Origin of the sequence: Peterkaempfera bronchialis (assembly GCF_003258605.2) — a bacterium.
GTDB lineage: Bacteria > Actinomycetota > Actinomycetes > Streptomycetales > Streptomycetaceae > Peterkaempfera > Peterkaempfera bronchialis.
In genome coordinates this window covers 3,789,151-3,810,392 of record NZ_CP031264.1, presented here as the reverse complement: position 1 = coordinate 3,810,392, position 21,242 = coordinate 3,789,151, and the positions used below count along the sequence as shown (strand labels likewise).

General features: G+C 71.2%; 15 protein-coding genes, 1 tRNA gene and 2 pseudogenes. 7 read left to right on the top strand and 11 right to left on the bottom strand.

Translation table 11 applies throughout. From position 1 onward, the window contains the following. The 4 genes from C7M71_RS16920 to C7M71_RS16905 are packed head-to-tail and all read left to right on the top strand — an operon-like array spanning nt 1 to nt 4,533. A complete protein-coding gene (locus C7M71_RS16920) occupies nt 1–1,950 on the top strand; it encodes a carbamoyltransferase family protein (RefSeq protein WP_111489538.1) in 1,950 nt (649 codons plus the stop codon). A 50-nt stretch (nt 1,951–2,000) separates the two neighbouring features. After that, nucleotides 2,001–3,527 carry a leucyl aminopeptidase family protein gene (locus tag C7M71_RS16915; RefSeq protein WP_114914402.1) on the top strand — a complete coding sequence of 509 codons (1,527 nt, stop codon included), beginning with the start codon at nt 2,001–2,003 and terminating at the stop codon, nt 3,525–3,527. A 33-nt stretch (nt 3,528–3,560) separates the two neighbouring features. Then, complete coding sequence (locus C7M71_RS16910) at nt 3,561–4,223, top strand: FMN-binding negative transcriptional regulator (RefSeq protein WP_111493041.1); 663 nt, start codon at nt 3,561–3,563, stop codon at nt 4,221–4,223. Nucleotides 4,224–4,236: 13 nt separating this feature from the next. Continuing rightward, nucleotides 4,237–4,533 (top strand): acyl carrier protein, encoded by a 297-nt coding sequence (locus tag C7M71_RS16905; RefSeq protein ID WP_111493040.1) that lies wholly within the window; start codon nt 4,237–4,239, stop codon nt 4,531–4,533. A gap of 244 nt (nt 4,534–4,777) precedes the next feature. Here the strand turns inward: C7M71_RS16905 and C7M71_RS16900 are convergent, their stop codons facing one another. Further along, nucleotides 4,778–5,515: a TetR/AcrR family transcriptional regulator gene (locus tag C7M71_RS16900; RefSeq protein ID WP_111493039.1), complete on the bottom strand. Its 738-nt coding sequence runs from the start codon at nt 5,513–5,515 to the stop codon at nt 4,778–4,780. A 94-nt stretch (nt 5,516–5,609) separates the two neighbouring features. Here C7M71_RS16900 and C7M71_RS16895 point away from each other — a divergent pair, with 94 nt between their 5' ends. The 3 genes and pseudogenes from C7M71_RS16895 (at nt 5,610) to C7M71_RS16885 (ending at nt 7,695) form a co-directional block, all read left to right on the top strand. After that, a complete protein-coding gene (locus C7M71_RS16895) occupies nt 5,610–7,061 on the top strand; it encodes a DHA2 family efflux MFS transporter permease subunit (protein WP_322975171.1) in 1,452 nt (483 codons plus the stop codon). A 19-nt stretch (nt 7,062–7,080) separates the two neighbouring features. Next, nucleotides 7,081–7,152, top strand: a pseudogene (locus C7M71_RS33230) (type II toxin-antitoxin system VapB family antitoxin); the annotation flags it as partial. Nucleotides 7,153–7,273: 121 nt separating this feature from the next. Continuing rightward, nucleotides 7,274–7,695 (top strand): annotated as a pseudogene (locus tag C7M71_RS16885) (PIN domain-containing protein). A gap of 55 nt (nt 7,696–7,750) precedes the next feature. Here the strand turns inward: C7M71_RS16885 and C7M71_RS30710 are convergent. The 10 genes from C7M71_RS30710 to tmk form a co-directional block, all read right to left on the bottom strand. Beyond that, nucleotides 7,751–7,999: a hypothetical protein gene (locus C7M71_RS30710; RefSeq protein ID WP_162824280.1), complete on the bottom strand. Its 249-nt coding sequence runs from the start codon at nt 7,997–7,999 to the stop codon at nt 7,751–7,753. A gap of 363 nt (nt 8,000–8,362) precedes the next feature. Continuing rightward, nucleotides 8,363–10,147 carry an ABC-three component system protein gene (locus C7M71_RS16875; RefSeq protein WP_111493037.1) on the bottom strand — a complete coding sequence of 595 codons (1,785 nt, stop codon included), beginning with the start codon at nt 10,145–10,147 and terminating at the stop codon, nt 8,363–8,365. After that, nucleotides 10,125–10,391, bottom strand: a complete 267-nt coding sequence (locus tag C7M71_RS16870) for an ABC-three component system middle component 6 (RefSeq protein ID WP_111493036.1) — start codon at nt 10,389–10,391, stop codon at nt 10,125–10,127. The genes C7M71_RS16875 and C7M71_RS16870 overlap by 23 nt, the downstream gene beginning before the upstream one ends. Next, nucleotides 10,388–11,335, bottom strand: coding sequence for an ABC-three component system protein (locus tag C7M71_RS16865; protein WP_111493035.1), 948 nt, complete (start codon nt 11,333–11,335; stop codon nt 10,388–10,390). Before C7M71_RS16865 ends, C7M71_RS16870 begins: the two co-directional genes overlap by 4 nt. Nucleotides 11,336–11,826: 491 nt before the next feature. Beyond that, a tRNA-Thr gene (locus tag C7M71_RS16860) sits at nt 11,827–11,903 on the bottom strand. Between the two features lie 88 nt (nt 11,904–11,991). Then, nucleotides 11,992–12,660: a leucine efflux protein LeuE gene (leuE, locus tag C7M71_RS16855; protein ID WP_114914401.1), complete on the bottom strand. Its 669-nt coding sequence runs from the start codon at nt 12,658–12,660 to the stop codon at nt 11,992–11,994. A gap of 121 nt (nt 12,661–12,781) precedes the next feature. Beyond that, complete coding sequence (locus tag C7M71_RS16850; protein ID WP_111495407.1) at nt 12,782–14,404, bottom strand: alpha/beta hydrolase; 1,623 nt, start codon at nt 14,402–14,404, stop codon at nt 12,782–12,784. Between the two features lie 136 nt (nt 14,405–14,540). Then, on the bottom strand, nt 14,541–15,629 hold the full coding sequence (locus C7M71_RS16845; protein WP_114914400.1) for a hypothetical protein: 1,089 nt from the start codon (nt 15,627–15,629) through the stop codon (nt 14,541–14,543). Nucleotides 15,630–15,851: 222 nt separating this feature from the next. Next, nucleotides 15,852–17,051, bottom strand: coding sequence for a DNA polymerase III subunit delta' (locus C7M71_RS16840; RefSeq protein WP_111495241.1), 1,200 nt, complete (start codon nt 17,049–17,051; stop codon nt 15,852–15,854). Between the two features lie 815 nt (nt 17,052–17,866). Beyond that, a complete protein-coding gene (tmk, locus tag C7M71_RS16835; protein ID WP_114914399.1) occupies nt 17,867–21,124 on the bottom strand; it encodes a dTMP kinase in 3,258 nt (1,085 codons plus the stop codon). Nucleotides 21,125–21,242: the final 118 nt, after the last annotated feature.

The window sequence follows — 21,242 nt, the reverse complement described above, 5'->3', positions numbered from 1 at the left end:
ATGATCGTCCTCGGCCTTCACTTCGGTCACGACGCCGCTGCGGCGGTCGTGCGTGACGGTGTCATCGCCTCATATGTGCTGCGCGAGCGGCACACCCGGGTCAAGCACGCCGCGACGCTCGACGTGGCGACCGTCCGGCGGGCCCTGGACGTGGCCGGCATCCCCGCCTCGGACCTCGACGCGGTGGCGGTCTGCTCCACCCAGAATGTGGAGCTCATCGTCGACGACCCGGCGGCGCTCTCCGTCGCGTACCCGGCAACCGACGACTTCGGCCGCCCGTGCACCCTGCTGGAGGAGGAGCTGGACGCCGCCGCACGGCGCGGCGGCGGGACGCTGCTGGACTTCCTCTACGACCCCGACCTGGCCGCCACCTGGCTGGGCCGCTCCTACGCCCGGCTCTACCCGGAGTACGGCTCCGTCGAGCGGGCGGACATCTCCGCCACGCCCTGGATCGACGACTTCACGACCACACCGCAGTGGGACGAGGGCCGTGGTCTGGCCGAGTTGGCAGCCGCGCCCGCCCGGGTCGAGGAGCGGTTCAGGTTCGGCTTCCACCTGCCGGTCCGGGTGACGCTGGCCGGGGTCGCCATCCCCGGTTACGCGGTGCACCACCACCTCGCCCACGCGGGGAGCGTCTACTACGGCTCCGGCTTCCGGCAGGCGGCGGTGCTCACCCACGACGGCTATGCGGAGGGCGAGAGCTACCACAGCGGGATGTACTACCTGGGCCGGGAGCAGGCACTGTACCCGCTCAGCCCACACCACCTGGGTCTGGGCGGTCTGTACGACCGCGTCGGCGCTGCGCTGGGCTTGGGTGTGGTGGGCCCGGCCGGCAAGCTGATGGGCCTGGCCGCCTACGGCCGTCCCCGCTTCCACTCGTCGCGGTTCGTGGGCAACCACGCCGACCTGCGCGGGCGCTTCCCGGCGGACATCGCCACCGCATGGCTGCGGCACTGCCGCCGGGAAGCCGAGCGGATGGGCTACGACCTCACCCCGTACGGCAATCCCGAGCAGGCGACGGCGCCGATCAACGCCGACATCGCCGCCAGCACCCAGAAGCTCTTCGAGGAGGTGCGCATGGAGGCCGTACGGGCGCTGCACGCCTCCCTGGGGGCCGCCGGGATGGACGTGCCCGCGCTCTGCCTCTCCGGCGGCACCGCACTCAACTGCCCCTCCAACAGCCACATCGCCCAGCAGGGACCGTTTCGGCGAGTCTTCGTGGAACCGGCCTGCGACGACGGCGGCATCGCCATCGGAGCGGCGCTCGCGGTCCACCACTCGATCCTCGGCAACCCGCTGCCGGAGCCGTCGGACGGGGGCCGCTTCCCGTCCCCGTACCTCGGCTGCGCCCCGACGCACGGAGACGTCGAGCGGGCGGTCGCCGCGGTGGGCGACCGCATCCATGTGGAGGACCTCGGCGGGGTCGACCAGATGGCGGAGCGGGCCGCCGACGACCTCGCCGCGAACCTGGTGGTCGCCTGGTTCGAGGGCGGCAGCGAGGCGGGCCCGCGTGCGCTCGGGCACCGCTCGATCATGGCCGACCCACGGGACGCCGGTAACTGGCCTCGGGTGAACCGGATCAAGAGCCGTGAGCACTGGCGCCCGTTCGCCCCCGCCGTCCTCGCCGAACATGCCGCCGAGTGGTTCCGCGACACCCCACTGCCGTCGCCGTACATGCTCTTCAACGCGACGGTCCGGCGCACGGAGATCCCTGCGGTGACCCATGTGGACGGCACCGCGCGGATACAGACGGTGGACGCGTCCTCGGGCGGCTACCACGCGGCGATCTCCGCCTTCCACCGCAGGACCGGTGTACCCGTGGTGATGAACACCTCGCTCAACGGCCCGGGGGAGCCGATCGTCGAGCTGCCCGAGGAGGCGCTTGACCTCTTTCTGAAGACCGAGCTCGACGCGCTGTACATGGGCGGCCTGCGCATCACCCGCGCCTGAGCCCCGGATCCGGCACCCTGAAGAACCGGAGACCTGATGAAGGAGACCTGGTGAAGCTGACGACGTCCGCGCTCACACCGGACCGGTGGTCGGGCGAGGTCCTTGCGCTCGGCGTGTTCGCCGGCGACGACGTCCCGTCCGGGCTGTCGTGGCCGCGCGGCGCCGACGCGCCGCTTCGGGACGCGGTGGCCCGGCTCCTGGCCCACGGCTCCTTCAGCGGTGCCCGGGACGAGCTGGTCGCCGGTCCGGGGCTGCCCGGCCGGTGCGAGCGGCTGGTGCTGTTCGGCCTGGGCAGGGCGCAGCAGGTGACGCCGCACACCGCGCGGCGGGCCGGGGCTGCGGTGGCCCGCACGCTGACCAGCGGGCCGAACCGGCGGGTCGCCGTGGCCCTGCCGTCGTGGCGCGTCCCCGGGCCCGACGGCGGTGGCCCCGGCGGGCCCGGTCTCGACCTCGTCGAACACCTCGCGGAGGGGCTCAGCCTGGCCGTCCACTGCGGACGGTGGAATGTACTGCCGGACCGGTTCCGCGCGGACTACGGCTCCGACCTGCCGCAGGAGCCGGAGTCGGTCGAGCTGCTTGGCGCCGCCGACACCGGCCGGATGCTCAGCCGGGCCGAGGCGTTCACCCACGCCGTGGTGCTGGCCCGCGAACTCGTCGCCGCTCCGGCCAACCTGATCACGCCCCAGCGGCTCGCCGAGGAGGCGGTCGGGCTCGCCACGCCGGGCAGCCGTCTCTCCGTCGAGGTGTGGGACGAGGCCGAGTGCCGCAAGCAACGGCTGACCGGCTTCTGCGCGGCGGCGGCCGGCGGCGCCGATCCGGCCCGCCTCATCCGGCTCCACTACCGCCCGGCCGCGCCGGTCGGCCCGCCCGTCGCGGTGATCGGCCTCGGCCTCACCTACGACGACCGGGGCGTGCTCCGCTCGGGCGGCGCGGTCCAGGGAGCGAAGAAGTTCATGGCGGGCGCCGGCGCGGTACTCGGCGCTGCGACCGCCCTGGCAGCGGTCGGCGGCCGGTCGGAGGTGCAGCTGCTCATCCCCGCCGTGGCGAAGGCCGCAGGGCCGGGCGCCCTGCGGGTCGGGGACCTTGTGACAACCGCCTCCGGCGCGACCGTCGAGTTGAACCACGAGGACGCGCATGGACGCCTGATGCTCGCCGACGCACTGCACCTGGCCGCGCGGCTGGGCGCCCACCGCACCGTCGGCGTCTCCGCGCTCGGCCTGCCCGTGGCCGCCGCGCTCGGCCCGAAGGCCGCCGGACTCTGGAGTACCGACGACGGACTCGCGGCCGACCTCACCGCAGCCGGGTACCAGGCCGGGGAGCTGCTGTGGCGGCTGCCCCTGGTCGACGAGTACGACGACGAGCTTCTGGCGCCCTTCGCCAACCTCCGAGCGGCCGGCCCGCCCAGCGGCGACGGAGCCACGGCCGCCGCCTTTCTGCGCCGCTTCGCCCCGCCGGGCGCCTGGGCCCACCTGGAGATCACGGAACCGGCCTGGTCTCCGAGGATCGACGGCTACTACAACGCCGGCGCCACCGGTTACGGCACCGGCACCTTGGCCCGCTGGCTCTGCACCCGCTGACAGCCGCACCCGAGCCGACCCGAGGATGGCCCCATGTACGCACCGCCGCTCTACCGCTCGGACGACCTGGACCGGCAGCACAAGCTGATCGAAGCGCACCGCTTCGGGCTGCTCACCGCCGTGGTCGACGGCCGCCCGCACGGCACGCACATCCCGTTCGTGCTGGACCGGGGACCCGAGCACGGTCCCCGTGGCCGGCTCCGCGCACACCTGGCGAAGGTCAACCCCGTGGTGCCAGTGCTCGCCGAGGGCGCGGAGGTGATGGTCGCCTTCCTCGGCCCGCACACCTACATCTGCCCCGACGACTACGCCACCGAGGAGCACTTCCCGACCTGGCTCTACTCGGCGGCGCATGTCTACGGGCGGGCGCGGCTGCTGGACGACGAAGGGCAGCTCGGACAGATCGACGACCTCATCGCGGCCGAGGAGGCCCGCCGACTGCCCAAGAAGCCGTGGACGCTGGACCGGGTCCCCCGGGAGCTGGTCGAGGAGTTCCGTACGAAGATCGTCGCATTCGAGCTGCCCGTCGACCATATCGACGGGATATTCAAGTACAGCCAGAACAAGTCGGCGGAAGACATCGGCGCCCAGATCGCCGGATTTCGCAGCCGGCCGTTCGACGCCTCGGCCCAGATCGCCGACCTCATACACGCCCACAACGCCGACAAGTTCACCCCGGACAGTTCCACCCGGTGAGAAAGGCTCGACGATGACCGTCTCCCACATTCCGGCCGACCCCACTTACGACGAGGTCTGCGCACGCATTTCCGGCACGTGGCAGAACCTGTTCGGAGAGCCCGACATGCGTATCGAGGAGGGGGACAACTTCTTCTCCCTCGGGGCTTCCTCACTGCTGGCCATGAGGATGGCGACCGCAGTCGGAGAGGAGCTAGGGATCCCCCTCAGCGTACTCGCCATCGCGGAGAACCCCACGCTCAACGGGCTCTCCCGGCACGTACTGGATCTCATCGCGGCACGTGACGCACGCGAGGTCGGCGAGCTGTGACACGACTTGGCCTGGGGCGACCGATCAGCCCCAGGCCAAGTCATCCATCAAGAGCACCGTTTCGACGGAACAGAAACAGCAACACACGGTGTTCATGGCAACAACCCCACCCTCGCAATAGAATCCCGCTTGTATCCATAATCGGCGGTGCATACATCACCACGCAAGACCGACAGCCATTCTGCTCATATGCCGGACCGCGCGACCGACCCGGACGGTCCATTTTCAGCCAGGAGTTGATCGATCACCGTGAACCCGAGAGCCCGTCGATCATCAGGTTGATGGTGAAGTCGAAACGGTCGTGGATGGTTCCGGCGGTGAGTTCAGCGGCATAGCGCCTGGTCTGGGGGAAGGTGCCGGGCAGTGCGGCGAATCGGCGCAGCAGTTCGTCTCGGCTGACGACCCAGCCGTCGTCACTGCGGCGGAGTCGCCTGTTGAGCAGGGAGACCTCAAGGCTGTAGGCGTTGACGTAGAGCGACAGTGAGTCGATCGCCCAGGCGGCAGCCTGCGGGTCGATGCCCCCGGCGAGCAGGATGGCGAGCATTCCCTCACTGACGCGCAGCGTGTCCAGATTGGACGGAGCGGCGGCGAAGGCCGCCTGGGAGATACCCGGGTACCGCAGATACTGGTCGCGCAGCTGGGTGCAGACGCTGATGAGCTGCTGCCGCCAGATGGCGGGGTCCGGCTCGGGCAGGTCGATCCCGGCGCAGAGACGGCCGATGAGCAGTTCGTCCAGGTCCTCTTTGTTGACCACGTGGGCGTAGAGCGACGACGGTCCCGTCTCCAGCTCAGTGGCCAGGCGCCGCATCGTCAGGGCTTCGTACCCCTCGCTCTCCACGATGCCGAACGCGGTGCTGATGATGGCATCGACCGTGATCGGCTTCTTGCGCCCACCGGACGGTCCACGCCGGGCCGCGGGTGCGGTCGAGCCGGTGCCGAGCTGGTGCCGCGCTGCGCGCCGTTGCTGCGGAGTCGGTGACATACGGGCAGTCTAGCGAACCGACGAACAGTGTTCTGGGTCACGAAGAACACGATTCGTGTTGTTCAGAACAGCGTTCCACTGTAGAACGGTGTTCGTGTCCATTACCCAGCACCCCTCCCAAGCGCCCACCACCAGCACCCTGCCGCTGCGCACCGCATGGCTCGTCCTGGCCGTCGTGTTCCTGGCCGACATCATGGATCTGATCGACTCCAGCGTCGCCAACCTCGCCGGCCCGTCCATCCGCGCCGACCTCGGCGGCGGCCAGGTGACCGTGCAGTGGGTGCTGAGCGCCTACACCGCGGCCTTCGCGCTCGGCCTGGTCACCTCAGGACGGCTCGGGGACCTGCTCGGGCGCCGACGGCTGTTCCTGCTCGGCATGACCGGCTTCACCCTGGCCTCGCTGGCCTGCGGTCTCGCCCCCAATGTGGTCTTCCTGATCGTCGCCCGCACGGTGCAGGGCCTCTGCGGGTCGGTCATGATCCCGCAGGGTCTGGCCCTGATGAAGGTCGTGTTCCCGCCCCAGCACCTGCGCAAGGCACTGATGCCGATCGGCCCGCTGATGGGCCTGGCCACCGTGGCCGGGCCCATCCTGGCCGGCTGGCTGCTCCACCTGGACCTGTTCGGCAGCCAGTGGCGCTCCATCTTCCTGATCAACGTCCCGTTCGGCATCATCGCCGCCGCGCTCGCCTGGCGCGTACTGCCCCGCAGCGGCGGGGAGGACCCGACCGCCCGCCTCGACCTCACCGGCGTCGGCCTGCTCACCGCAGCCTCGGCCCTGCTCATCATCCCGCTCATCCAGGGACGCGACCTCGGCTGGCCCGCCTGGACCTACGTCATGATGGCCGCCGCAGTCGTCCTGCTCGCACTGTTCGTCGTCTCCGAACGGCACAGCAAGCACCCGGTCATCGCACCGTCGCTGTTCCGCAAGCGCAGCTTCGTCGTCGGCCTGATGCTCGTGGCCGGGTTCTACGCATCGCTGAGCGCGTTCGTCCTCGTCATCAACCTGCTGCTGCAACTGGGCATGCGCTGGACGCCGCTCCAGACAGGTCTCACGCTGATCCCCTGGGCCCTCGGCACCGCCGTCGCCGTCCTGCTCGCAGGCGCCGTGCTCGCCGAGAAGCTGGGCCGCGCCAGCCTGCACCTGGGGCTGTCCATCGCCGTCATCGGCCTGCTGGCCCTGTGGTGGTCCATCACCCACTGGGGCACCGACATCACCGCCTGGAAGCTGACGCCCGCGCTGCTGCTCACCGGCTTCGGCTCCGGCCTGGTGTTCATCCCGCTGGTCGATTTCATCCTCGGCGATGCCACCACCGAGGAAGTCGGCACCGGCGCAGGCATGCTCAACGCCGTCCAGCAGTTCGCCGGCGCCATCGGCGTCGCCGCCCTCGGCACGGTGTTCTTCGCCCGGGTCGGACACCCGTCCGTCCACTCCTACCTCGCCGCCGCAGAACTGGTCTTCGGCATCGCCGCGGGCCTGAACTTCCTGACGCTGCTACTGGTAGGCCTTCTCCCCAGGCACGCCCAGCAGGCGCACGGCCAGGCCTGAGCGTGGCGTCGCCGAAGCCATGCGCATCTTCGGCACCAGGACAAAGGCGAAGGCCGTGCGCCTCGCCATGGAAGACGCCGTCAAACGCCACCTGCGGCAGGAGTGCTTCGACGCCATGGACGCCAGCGAGCTCGACTTCAGCGAAATCGTCGAGAGCACCGGCCCCCGCAACGACCACTGCTCCCTCAAACGCGACGGGGCCGCGCCGCCTGATGCAGGACCGCTATCTGATCGACAAGTCCGCCCTCGCCCGCTGGATGAAACCGAGTGTCAAGGAAGTCCTCAAGCCGCTCCACGAGCGCTACGTGCTCGCCGTGTGCCAGCCGACCGAGTACGAGATGGCCCATTCAGCCCGGGACAGCGCGGAGGCAACGCGCATCAGCACCTGGCTCCACGCCTTCGACTACCCGCGCAGCGATGACGACACCTTCACCCGCGCACTGGAGGTCCAGCGCCACGCACTCAACGCCGGCTACCACCGCACGCTGTCGCTCCCCGGCCTTCTCATCGCCGCCACGGCAGAGAGCTGAACCGGCTGACGGTGCTCCACTACGACGGCGACTTCGACATGATCGCCTCCCTCACCGGCCAACCCACCGAATGGGTCGTACCGCCAGGCACCGCCGACCGCTGACGGTCGGCACGAATGCCCTCGGCTGCTGGCCGTCAGACCTGCGTACAAGTACGAGTCACCACATGTCGATGGTCAATCGGGGTCCTGGCGGAGCCGGCGAAGGATAGGCGTCAATCTGCCCCAGGCCAGGCCGCACGGTCACGAACGCAGTGCCGTCCCTGCCTTCCTGCTCGGTCAACTCGACTATCCGGTATCGCGGTTCGGTCTGTTGTGCCGCCGGGATCACCGATTCGAGCACGCAGTAGCCGTGCTCCCGGGGATCACGTTCCGCAGCTTCGTGGTCCTTCGTCAATTCCTCTGTCATGGCGTCGTACCTGGCCTTCGACGAGATCGGTCACAGGTGGCCGTTCTGACAGCACGGTGACCGACTGGACAGTCGTGTAGCCGCGCCACTCGAGGGCACCGGCCGGGCTGTACGAGTCGAAGGTGACTTCCCAGCCGTCGTCGAGCTCTGCTGGGACGCCAGCCGGTCACGGTCAGCGGCTACGGCCTCGGCCGAGAACGCGGCGCGCGATGGCGCATCGCTGTACGGGGTGAAATCGAGCGGGTGCAGCACCTCGCCTTCGGCACCGCCGGTCACCGGGTTAACCCATCCCGTCCAATGGTGGCCGACCATACATCGGCTCCCAGGATCAGCGTCGCGACTTCGAGAGGCTGCTACCAAAGATCACCTGGCGCCGGCACCAGAAGAATCCTCATGCCTCAACCGATCATCGAATCGGAAGCCAAAGAGCCCGCCCTCCTCGTATGCATCGGTCAAGAGCGGATCAATCAGATAGCGATTCGCGTCGAATCCCCGATTGCGCGCCTTGTCCAGGTCGTCCTCATTGATGGTAACGATGTACTGCATGCGCTCCTCAGCCATGATCTCCACCGCCAAGTCAAGCGCCCGCGCCACCTGACGATCGTCCACTCCATCGAACATGTGACTGTCGTGGACAAGGAAATCCGGTGCCCGGCCTTCGCGGTGGGCGATCACGGCAAGCGTGAGGTCGAAGCAGAAGATCGCCATCTTGTTGATGCCTTGACTGGCGTCACTGTCGATCTTAGGGGTGATCTTAAGGCTGCTTCTGCCGGGCTCAATGGAGAGATAAGCCTCTCTGCCTCGGCCATACAAGCGCTCGACGAGTTCATGAAAAAGAATCGTCGCCTGGGAGATCTGGCCGTGACGCTCTTCCAGATCTGTCTCCACCGCACGAGTCAGATCGAGCCGGGCTTCCTCGATCTCTCGGCTGCTGGCCTCCACCGTCTGGGCGGCTGCCATCCGGTGCTGCAGCGCGCCAAGTGCTGCTTCCTCCTGGCCCAGTGCTTTCTGTAGCGTCGTCAGCGCATCCAGCGCGCCACCTTCGCTCAGCTCCTTGAGGATACGGCTCTGCTCATCGTCCAACCGCGCTCGCTCAGCCCGTCGCGCATCGAGACGAGCTCGCGTGACCTCAATCTCTTCCTGCAGATAGGTGCGCCGGTTTCGGACGACTGCTGTGTGGAACTCACGAACATCCTGGAATCGCTTCAGTGTCTGCTCCGGAAGCGCGACGCCGAGGTCTTCGTAGACCTGCGCAAGATAGCGCACCTCGGGGTCGGCTGTCTCGGCTACGGACCTCTCCAGGTGATCCAGGTTCCGCCGGTCCATGACGTCTTGCGTACCAAGGTCGCGAATCTGAGCGGAGAGTACATCGGCCCGTTCCTTAAGCACCTCGTACTGCGGCACCACTCGGAAAGTCGCAATCTGCTCGCGCAGGCTTCTGATCTTCGCCGTCTGCACAGCGATCTGACCGCGAAGATCAGCCGTCTTCCCGACTACGCGGCCCCAGACCGGGTCGTCGACTGCCTTCTTGAGCTGGTCACGGGCAGCCTTCTTAGCCGCAAGATCCTGATAACGGGCAGCCAGATCTGAATCCAGGCCCAAGAGATAGGCCAGGTTGGTCGTTGCCTGGGCTTCTGGCTGTCGGGAGAAGCTTCGCACTGCCTCGTTGAAACCGTGGTCTCCCACCTTGCGGATCAAGAAGGACAGCAGGGTGCGCCCGCTCACGCCAGGATGTCCAGAACCGAGGCCAAAAAGGTGTCTCTCGACGAGTTCCTGCCATTCACCCAGGGCGACCGTTTTCGGTGCTGCATACAGCGTCGGCGCACCAGCGGTGACGTCCGGGTCAAGTGTGACCCTCTTCGCGTCGGCGCCCCGACGTCGGACCGTGAGCAGTTCGACCCGACCTGGCCAGTCCAGCTGAAGGGAAAAGGTTGTTGTGCGCAGCTCTCGCCGACAAGCAAGATGCTTGCTTTCGGCCCGAGCTCCAAAGAGGAAGTGGAGAAGCTCGATCAGACTGGACTTTCCCACGCCGTTCCTACTGTCCGTAGCGCGGGAGAGCACGGTCGTCTGGGCGACCAACAGATTTAGCCCCGGCTGGAACGTAACAGTCTTAAATCGATCATCGTCAGCCGAAAGTTGGTGCAGCATCTCCCCTCCTCACGGTGAGCAAGTCGTCACGCAGTTCGACAACACCCAACGCGTGCAGGACGTCCAGGGCAAGGACGAACCAGCCGAAGGAGAGCGGAGCCGTATGGTTGTGCTCACGTCGCCACTCCCGCAGACGAGCCCAGGTCTGGCTGACAGTGAGCGGGCGATCCAACTGCATGACCACCTGGGCCCCCACGGCAAGCAGGGCGCGGTCTGGTGCGATCCCCTTCGTCGGGGTGATCATGCGGAACCTCCCTGGACCGTGTGAACCGGCTGCCACCCAACCGGTGGAACCTCGAAGATGTCACATTCGTCAAAGAAGCACGCAATGACAGCCTTGGCCGCTTCCTCGCGCTTCCAACTGCCAGCGTCCTGTCCAAGGACATACCGCAACATCTGCCACATGATCTCATCAGTGTCAGCGGCATACTCTTCCCTGGCCAGGTCGTAGTATGCGCGGAATCCGTCCGCGACCTCATCCCGCTCGCGCATATCCATGCCGTCCCGGTAATACTGATCAATGAGGTAGCCGTAGGGGCGACCGTCCTGCAGTACCTGCCGCGCCCAGGGTGAGAGCTCGTTAAAGTCGGCCTTGACGACAGTGGGCAATGCGACAGGACCGCTCCCTGCCCGAGCGTTTCGATTGTCTGCCAGGTGCTTGAGCAGGGTCTCGATGTCCGCCATGCCGATCTTGTAGACGACCTCATCGATCGGGATCTTCTCGCCGAGAACGTCTTCCATCGCCGGGCGGCCGAGGCGCATCGCCTCGTGCCAGATCTTCTGCGGCCCCATCTGCTGGAAGCAGATCTTTGGGTAGTCCTTGCCCGCCTCGGACAGCAATCCTGCGACAACCGGGTGGATGCCTCGCTGATCGTTGTGCACGAACACGAAGGTGTCGAACTGCTCAGGGCGTTGGACGATCGCGCTCTCCACGTCGCTGATGAACTTCGTGCGCACCTTAGCGACGCTGAAGGTCTCTGGGGCGTAGCAGGCGTAGAGCCGACGGCAACGCGTGCACAGGCCATCAGCGCCGAGGTCCCCGAGGGAACCACTCGTCTTGATCGGGAGGTAGTCGGGGTGGCAGTGCTCCATCACGCGGTGGAAGAGCTTCTCGAACTCGTTCCCGAATGCTTCTTGAGCAATCCACCGGAACCGGCCTTGCGCGTACTGCAGTTGATGTTGGATCACCGATAGCTCCCCCCTACAAGCTCGACCCCGCGAGAACCGTAGCGGCCCCACCACTTGCCAAGTAACCCCTTTGAGGCTCAACGAGCGACAGACACTGGCGTTACCTGAGGTGATCCCTGTGACCTGGACACTCTGATAGCGGATCTTGATGGTCCGGGAGGAGGGTTCACATGGCAGGGCGAGACCGCTGATCACAGCACCCGGACCGCCCGGCTGGCGCCAGGAGCCGGGCTCGGCGGGAGAGCTTCCGACGGCCCGTCACGCACAGCTGTCCACCGACTGTCCACCGACGACATCACAATCTTGACGGACTCCGTGGTTCAGCTGAGCAAAGTAGCAGGCCACAGCCTTGCGGCAACCCATCGGCGACAGCATGTGAAACTGCGACCTACGCATTGCGAGGCACAACCCACCAGCGTCCGTTTAGCCCGAATTTCAAGGTCAACAGTAAAAAGGAACCCCAGGTCAGAGGCCTGACCTGGGGTTCACCGTGGAGCCGCCTAAGGGAATCGAACCCTTGACCTACGCATTACGAGTGCGTCGCTCTGGCCAACTGAGCTAAGGCGGCAGTGCCAGTGCTGGCCGTCGGGGAGACGGGGGTCGCATTGGCAACGCGGGACAGTCTACACAGGTCTGGGAGTGATCCAGTCGGGGGTTCAGATGCTGGAGGAGATCATCAGCTTCACCGCGAAGCCGCCGAAGAGGGCGGCGAGGCCGCCGGTGAGGCCGGCCGAGAGGCGTCGGCGGCGGCGGAAGGCGGAGGCCAGGGCGGTGCCGGCCAGGATCAGGGCGGAGAGGTAGAGGACGCTGAAGGTCTGGAGGATGCCGCCGAGCACCGCGAAGGAGAGGACGGGCTTCCCGTAAGACGGGTCCACGAACTGGGTGAAGAAGCTCAGCAGGAAGAGGATCGCCTTGGGGTTGAGCAGGCTGATGACCAGGGCCCGGCGGAAGGGGCGTTCGGTGGCGGGCTCCGGGGGTGCGGCGGGGGCGGGGGTTGGGGCCGGGGTGGCGGCGGTGCGGTGTTCGCGCCAGAGGTCGCGGGCCGAGCGGAGCATGCCGATGCCGATCCAGACCAGGTAGGCGGCGCCGCCGTATCGGACCACGTCGAAGAGGGTGGGGTTGGCCCTGAGGAGTGAGGCGACTCCGGCGGAGGCCAGCACGATCAGCGTGGTGTCGCCGAGGAAGACGCCCAGGGCCGCGCGGTAACCCGTGCGGATGCCGCGGCGGGCGGCCACGGAGAGGACGTAGAGGGAGTTGGGGCCCGGCAGCAGCACGATGAGCAGTGCGCCGAGGGTGTAGGTGGCCAGGTCGGTGACTCCCAGCACGGCGGCTTCCCTTCCTGGTCAGGCGTTCGGGTCGGCGAAGGCATTGTGCCATTCGGGGCCGACCCGGACGCCAGTCCCAGGACGAGCGGATTCAGGACGAGCAGATTCAGGACGAGCAGACTCAGGAGGAGCAGACTTTGCCGTCCTTCGGGGCCTCGCCCTCCAGCAGGTAGGTGTTGACCGCCGTGTCGATGCAGTCGCTGCGGCCGCCGTACACGGTGTGGCCGTCGCCCTGGAAGGTGAGCAGCCGGCCGGAGGAGAGCTGACCGGCGAGCGACCTGGCCCAGGCGTAGGGGGTGGCCGGGTCGCGGGTGGTGCCGATGACGACGATCGGCGGGGCGCCGGCGGCGGTGATGGTGTGCGGGCGGCCGGTGGGCTTGACCGGCCAGTAGGCGCAGGCCAGCGACATCCAGGCCATGGCCCGTCCGAAGTGCGGGGATGCCTGGACGAAGCGCGGCACGGCGGCGCTCGCCTGCTGCGGGTCGGTGAAGGGGGCGGCCATGTCCAAGCAGTTGATGGCCATGTTGGCGGGCATCAGGTTGGCGTAGCTGCCGTCGCGGCGGCGTTCGTAGTAGGAGTCGGCGAGGCTCAGCAGCCCGGCGCCGTCGCCACGCCGGGCGTCCTTGACGGCGGTGCGCAGCTGGGGCCAGAGGAAGTCGGCGTACATCGCCTGGATGACCCCGGTGGTGGCCAGGGCCTCGGTGAGGCGGCGGCTGGTGCCGGTGGGCAGCGGCGTGCGGTCGATGGAGCGCAGCAGGGCGTCCAGGGACCGGCCTGCCTCGGCGACGGTTCGGCCGAACGGGCAGTCGCGGTGGGTGACGCAGTCGCGGGCGAAGGCGGCCCAGGCGGTCTCGAAGCCGGTCGCCTGGCCGAGGGCGGCCTGGGTGGAGTCGAGGGAGGGGTCGAGGGCGCCGTCCAGGACCATCCGGCCGACGCGGGTGGGGAAGAGTCCGGCGTAGGTGGCGCCCAGGTAGGTGCCGTACGACTTGCCGACATAGGTCAGCTTGTCGTCGCCGAGCAGGGCCCGCAGCACATCCATGTCGCGGGCGGCCTCGACGGTGCCCAGGTACGGCAGGCTGCGGCCGGAGTGCTGCCGGCAGCCGGCCGCGAACTCCTGGTCGGCCTTGACCAGGGCGTCGACCTCCGCCGGGTTGTCGGGGGTGGTGTCGGCGGCGGCGAAGGCGTCCATGCGGGGGCCGTTCAGGCACCGGACGGGGTTGCTGCGGCCGACACCGCGCGGGTCGAGGCCGACGAGGTCGTAGGCGGCGCGCACCGGCGGGGCGTACATGTCGGCGACCCCTTCGAGGTAGCCGATGGCCGAGCCGCCGGGCCCGCCCGGGTTGAGCAGCAGCGAACCGTGCCGGGTGGAGCCCGCTCCGGTGGCCCGCTTGCGGGCGGCGGCGAGGGTGAGGTCGCCGCTGCCGGGGTGGGCGTAGTCCAGCGGCACCTTGAAGGTGGTGCACTGGAACGAGCGGTCGCAGGCGTGCCAGTTGAGGGTCTGCCGGTAGTAGGGGAGCAGGGCGGCCGGGGTGGCTGCGGGGAGGGGTTTGAGGACGGCGGCGGCGCCGGGGGTGGCTGCGTCGCCGCTGGTGGCACCTGGTGCGGCGGCGGTGCGGGTGCCGCTGGACGGCTGCGCGGAGCCGCCGTCCGATGAGCAGCCGGTCAGCAGCAGTCCGCATGCGGCCAGCAATGCGGTACCGCCGTGCCGCATCCGCGTTCCGCGTGCGCCTTTCGCCCCGCTCATCGCACCGTTCCTCCGTCTCGGGGTTCCGGACGCCTCGGCGGCCCGGACTGCGCCGAGCGTAGCCGCCGCAGGTCGGACGGCCCGGGTCCGCCACCGGTCCGGGGGCGTGTCGGGGCGTGACGGCGTGCGGCGGGGCTCAGCTGCGGCGGAGTGCGCCGGGCAGCGCTTCGGCGAGGTACTGCACGGCGACCCTGACCAGGCGGACCCGCTCCTGGTCGGCCTGGACGTCCCGGACCACCTCGGAGGTGCGCACCCGGGCGCCGACAGCATGGCCGCCCGCCGCGCGCAGCGCGTCGCGGAGCCTGCGGGCGCCGTCCCGTCCGGCGGGGTCGCTCCGGGCGGCGGCGAGCAGCAGCCTCGGGGTGGCGGGTCCGGGGCGTCCTTCGGCGGCGGTGCGGGCGAGGACCGGGGCGTCGTACGTCCCGGAGACGGCCGCCGCCGCGCCGTACAGGTCGGGGCGGGCCAGTCCGGCGGCTGCGGCACAAGGGGCCCCGGGGCCGACGCCCAGGGTCTGCCAGCCCTCCGGTCCGGCGGGCAGGGTGCGGAAGCGGGCGACGACGGCGGTGCGCAGCACGGCGTCGTCGGGGACGGCTTCGGGGGCGGCGGCGAGCAGGTCGCAGGGGCGCTGGGTGCCGGGCGCCGACTGCGGGGCGATCACCACGAACGGTACGGCGCGGTGCTGCCGTACGGCGTCGGCGAAGCCGTCGAAGACATACGGCGTCTCGGTGTCGGCGGTGCGGCCCGGGGAGCCGGCCTGGAGGACGACGACCGGGAAGCGGGTGCGGTCGTGGTTCTCGGCGTACTGCGGCGGCAGCCAGACCCGGACGGCGCGCAGGGTGCCGTCGGCGGTGGGGAGCGATCCCTGGAGGAGTTCGCCGCCTGCGGGGTGTCCGATGGTGGAGAAGGCGGGGGGTGGGGCGGCCTGGCCGGTGGTGCGCGGCGGGTTTGCCGCGGAGGGCGAGGTGGTGGTGGTTGTGGCGCTGGTGGTGCTGGTGGTGTGGCTGTGGGTGTGGCTGCCGGTGGTGAGGGTGGCCAGCAGCGCGGCGGCGCAGAGTCCCGACCCGGTCGCGCCGGCGCCGTGCAGCAGGGCTCGGCGGCGGTCGCTCGGCAGCCCGTACGCCTTCCCGGCCGTCTGCTCGCGCCAGCCGGTGATCGCGGAACGGGCGAGCCGGAGCGCGGCGGCGGTGATGGTGAGGAGGATCAGGACGAGGGCCGGACGGACCATGGGCGCAGCACCTCCGGGGCGGGCCGGCGCCCCGGAGGTCCGCGTCGGCCGCGGCGGGGCGCACTGGCATCTCACCCTGCAAGACGGCGCGGGGGCGGGCCGGGACCGCTCCGGCCGGGTCGCCTGGATCACTCGTACGAGTGAGTGATGGCGGGGGCCTTCCGGCGGTGTCCGGGTGGCGGAGGCAGGGCGGGGCAGCGGGGGCGGGGCTCTGCGCGGTGGTCAGCCGGCGCGGAGGGCGATGGTCATGGCCTCCACGGCGAGCAGCGGGTCGACATTGCGGTCCAGGGCGGTGCGGCAGGCGAGCACAGCCTCGATGCGGCGCAGGGTGGACTCCGGCGGCCCGGCGGACGCGACCCGCTCCAGGGCGGTCCGCTGGTCCTGGTTGGCGAGGGCGCCGGTGCTGCCCAGCTGGAGGGCGAGTACGTCGCGGTAGAAGCCGAGCAACTCGATCAGCGCCACACCGAGGGTCTCGCGCCGGGTACGGGTGGCGCGGCTCTTCTGCCGCTTCTCCAGTTCCTTGATCGCACCGGCCATGCCGCGCGGGGCCCGGCTGCCCAGGCCCTCGGCGGCGCCGTAGGCGGCCTTGAGGTCGCCGGTCTCCTTGGCGTCCCGGGTCTCGGCAAGCTGCTCGGCGTCGGCCTTGGCGGTGTCCACCAGCCGCTGGGCGGCGGCCAGGCAGCCGCCGATGTCGGAGACCTCCAGCGGGATGCGCAGCACATCGGCGCGGCGGGCGCGGACCTGCTCGTCCACCGCGAGGCGGCGGGCGCGGTCCAGATCACCCTGCGAGGCGTGGGCGGCGACCTCGGCCAGCGCGGGGTCGACGCCGTCGCGCCGCACCAGCATGTCGGCGACGGCCGGGGCGGGCGGGGTACGCAGCACCAGCAGCCGGCAGCGGGACCGGATGGTGGGCAGGACGTCCTGCACGGAAGGGGCGCAGAGCAGCCAGACGGTCCGGGGCGACGGCTCCTCGACGCCCTTGAGCAGCGCGTTGGCGGCCTGTTCGGTGAGGCGGTGGGCGTCGTCGAGCAGGATGACGGACCAGCGGCCGCCGGTGGGGTAGCTGGAGGCCCGCAGCACCAGTTCACGCATGTCGCGGACGGGGATGGACAGGCCGTCGTTGCGGACGGTCTTCACATCGGCGTGGCTGCCGGCGAGCACGGTGTGGCAGCCGTCGCAGAACCCGCAGCCCGGGGTGCCGCCCAGCTCCAGGTCGGGGCTGGTGCACTGAAGGGCGGCGGCGAAGGCGCGGGCGGCGGTCGCCTGGCCGGAGCCGGGCGGGCCGGTGAACAGCCAGGCATGGGTCATCGCCGACCCGGCCCCCGCGCCGCCGCCGGCCGCGACGGCCCGCGCCGCCACGGCAGCGGCGGTCAACTGCTCGACCACCCGCTCCTGGCCGACCAGGTCGTCCCACACGCTCACGGGGCCATCTCCACGCTTCTGCTCTGCTGATGCCGGGGCTGGTGTTGTCCTGCCGAGCTTAGTCCGGTGGTCGGACAGCCTGCTGCGGGTGGCGGGGCGCTGGAGGTAGAAGCGGCGCAGAGCAGCAGCCCCGGCGCGGAGACACGGGACCCTGCGGCGGGGCAGGACTCGGGTCGTTCAGGGACGGCAATCAGGACTGCCAGGGTGGGAGTCCCGGCGGAGGTCCGGGGCCCCTGCGGCGGTAGGTCCAGTCGGCGGCGACGGTGCGAGCAAGGGACCCGGGAAGGCTGTGGCGGCGATACGGACGGCACGGCACGGCAGCCTCTGACAGCGAGGGCACGGCGGGAGCCCCGGCACGGGGCCCCTGCGGCGGTGGGCGGCGTCGGCGGTACGGGTGCCGGGTGCGGGTGCGGGTGCGGGTGCGGGGACGACGGGCAGAGCGGACGCCCCGGCGCGGGAAGCCGGAACCTGCACACGCCAGCCCCCGCAAGGCGGGAATCCCGGTGCGAGGCCGGGCCCCAGCGGCGGCAGCGGGGCAAGGCGGCGGGGCAGGCACCGCGCGCGGCGACCCCACGGCCTGGCCAGGAGTACGCCCCGGCGGGGGGCCGGGCCGCTGGGGCGGCGGGGAAGGGCGGGATGGCGGGAACCCCGGCGTGGGGGCCGGGGCCCTGAGGCGGGAGAGGGGCGAGGCGGCGGGGCAGGCTCCGCGCGGCGACCCCACAGCCTGGCCACGGGCACGCCCCGGCGCGGCCCCTGGGGCGGCAGCGGGGCGGCATGGCGGAGCCCCGGCGTGGGGCCGGGGCTCCGGGGTGGGGTCAGTCGCGGGGGCGGGGGCCTTCGTCGGGGTACTCCCACTGCTCCTCGCGGGGGCCGAGCAGCCGGTCCGTGAGGCTGGGGAGGTCGTCCAGGGGGGTCTCCTCGGCCCAGTCGGGGCGGGGGCGGCTCGGCCGGTCGCCCCCGCCCCGGGCGGCCAGCGCCTCGGGGCCGACGGCGGGCATCTCGCGGGTACGCTCCACCGGCTGCTCCCCCGCCGGGGCCTGCGGGTCGGGCCGCCACAGCCAGCTGGGCGCCCGGTCCACGGGCTTGTCCGCCCCGGCGGGCGTGCCCGGCACCCTGGGTAGTACCGCGGTCTCATCGGCAGGCGAACCCGGCGAGCCTGGCAAGCCCGGTCCGGGCTGGAAGCGCGGGATCGGGGCGGTCTTCTCGGCCGGCGAGACCCGGGGCGGCGGACCGGCCGCCTCCACGGCGGCCAGCCGGTCCTCCTCGGAGATCTCCGTGGTGGCACCGTCCGGGTCGACGCCACCGAGGGCGGCCTGCGGCAGCTCAGTGGTGATGTCGTCGAAGTCGGCCCCGGCCGCCGCCGCAGCCGCAGCGGCGGCCGACTCGGCGCGCAGCCGGGCCTCCTCCGCCCGTTGCAGCGCCTCCTCGGCGCGGCGGCGCTGCTCGGCCCGCTGGACCTCGCGCTGCCGCTGGAGTTCGGTCTGGCGGGCGGCCTCTGCCTCGATGCGGCGCCGCTCCTCCTCCTCGGCCGCGCGACGGGTCTCCTCGGCCGCGCGGCGGCGGGCCTCCTCCTCGGCGCGGCGCTTGGCCTCCTCCTCGGCGAGCCGGCGCGCGGCCTCTGCCGCCTGCTGCTCCTCCTCGGCCTTGCGGAGGCGTTCCCGCTCGGCCTCCTCGGCGCGGAGCCTGGCGAGCATCTCCTGCCGCTGCCGCTCGGCCTCCTCGGCCTCCGCCTTGCGGCGGGCCTCCTCGGCGGCCCGCCGCTCGGCCTCTTCCCTGGCCAGCCGCTCCTGCTCGACGCGCTGGGCCTTCTCCTGCTCGGAGAGCGGCAGTTCGCGGTCGAGCCGGTGGCGGATGGCGGTGGTGACGGCTCCGGCGGGCCGGGCGGCGTCGACGACCAGGTAGCGGGAGGGGTCGGCGGCGGCCAGGGCCAGGAACCCGGCCCGGACCCGCCGGTGGAACTCGCCGGGTTCGGACTCCAGCCGGTCCAGCGCCTCGGTGAAGCGCTCCCGGGCGGCTTCGGGGTCGACGTCGAGCAGCACGGTGAGGTCGGGGACGAGCCCGCCGGTGGCCCAGCGGGAGATCCGGGTGACCTCGGTGGCGGACAGGTCGCGTCCGGCGCCCTGGTAGGCGATGGAGGAGTCCATATAGCGGTCGGTGATCACCACGGCGCCGCGCTCCAGGGCGGGCAGGATGACGTTCTCCACGTGTTCGGCGCGGTCGGCCGCGTAGAGCAGGGCCTCGGCCCGGTGGGAGATGCCGGTGTTGCCGACGTCCAGCAGCATGGCGCGCAGCCGCTGCCCGACGGGGCTGCCGCCGGGTTCGCGGGTGAGGACGACCTCGTGGCCCTTGCTGCGGATCCACTCGGCGAGTGCCTGGGCCTGGGTGGACTTCCCGGCGCCGTCGCCGCCCTCCAGGGCGATGAAGTAGCCGGTGCCGGCCCGGTGCGGGGCCCTGGGCGGGCTGCCCTGGAGGGCGTTCCACAGGTCGCGGCCGAAGGGGGCGGTGGCGCGTCGGTCGTCGGTACGGAGCAGGACGACGGCGGCGAGGGCGAGGGTGAGCAGTCCGCAGAGGGCGAGCGCCAGCCCGGCGCCGCCCTCGCTGAAGGAGAAGGTGCCGGGGGTCCGGTCGCCGTACTGCCGCGTGCCGATGGCGGCGGCGAGCAGCGGTACGACGATCAGCGCGGCGCCGATGACGGCCCGCAGCACGGCGTGCAGATGCTCGGTGACCTTGGGCTGCCTGGTCTCCTCGGTCTCCTGCTGGAGCAGCGCCCGGCCGGTGGTGATCACCGTGCCGGCGGCGGTACCGGCCAGCGCGGTCAGTACCAGGACCAGGACGTAGTCGGGCACCAGCCCGGCGAGGATCAGCGCCAGGCCGAGTACGCCGAGGGCGAGCGCCAGTAGCCGCCGCCGGGAGAGGGTGGGCAGCGTCGCACGCGCGGTGCGGATGCCCAGTGCGGGGCCGCCGGTGGCGGCCAGCACCAGCAGGCCGTAGCCGATCGGACCGGCGCCCCGGTCGGCGGCGTGCAGCAGGGCGATCGAGGCGACCCCGGCCATGGCGGCGCAGGCGGCGGCGATGGCGAAGGTGAAGAACGGGGCGGAGCCGGTGCGGCCCCGGGAGAGCACCGGACCGGCGGCGTCCGAGGGGGCGCGCAGGCTCTGGAGCGGGGAGCGGGGGGCGGCTGCCGTACCGCGGCCGGAGGGCAGCGTCCGCAGGTACAGCAGGACGGCCGAGGCGGCGAAGAGCAGCGCGGCGCCGAGCGCGGCGGTGGTGGCCTGGTGGGCGCGCAGCCAGTCGGCGCCGGTGGCGATGACATTGCCGACCAGGGTGAGGGCGACCAGGACGGCGGCGGCCAGCGGCACGGTGGCCCAGCCGGTGGCCAGGTCGAGGGAGCGTACGGTCGCCAGCTGGGAGCCGGCGGGCCTGGCCTCGACGGCCGGTGCGTAGGGGGTGGCGGCGGGCAGCAGGGCGGGGGCGGTGGCGCTCTTGGCGACGCTCCACACCCGCTCGGCGGCGCCGGCGGCGAAGACGGTGGCGAAGAGCCAGGTCGCGGCGTTGTGGCCGGTCCAGACGATCCACCAGGGTGCGACACCGACCAGGGCGGCGCGCAGCACGTCGCAGCCGATGAGGGTCCAGCGGCGGTCGAGCCGGTCGGCGAGCAGGCCGTGCAGGGGGGCGAGCAGTACCGCGCCGAGCAGCAGGGTGGCCGCGAGGCGGGCGGCGAACACGGCGACCAGGGTGAAGGCCAGGCCCCGGTAGCCGCCGCCGAAGAGCTGTTCTGCGGCGGATGCCTGGGCGGTGAGCGCCAGCAGGACCAGCAGGGCGAGCCGGTCGGCGGTGCCGCCGATGAGCTGCGCGGTCCACAGCCGGCGGTAGGGGCGGATGCGGAGCAGTGCGCGGGCCCGCTCGCCCGGGGTCCCGGCGGGGGCGACCTCGGGTGCGGTGCGCGGGCCGCCGGCGGCGGCGTGCTCCTCCGCCCCGGGGGCGGGTGGGTCGGAAGGTGCCGGCGCTGACGTGGGCGGCGCCTTTGCCGCCGCGGCCTCGGCCCTGGGCTGTGGCTGCTCGTCACGCGTCATGCGGCCAGCCTAACCGTCCGGCGCCGCTTCAAACGGAGAGGTGACTGTCCGCATATGCGCTCATGACACGGTTGTGACCGGCGGTGGGCGGCCCGGACGCTGCCGGGACCGCCCACCG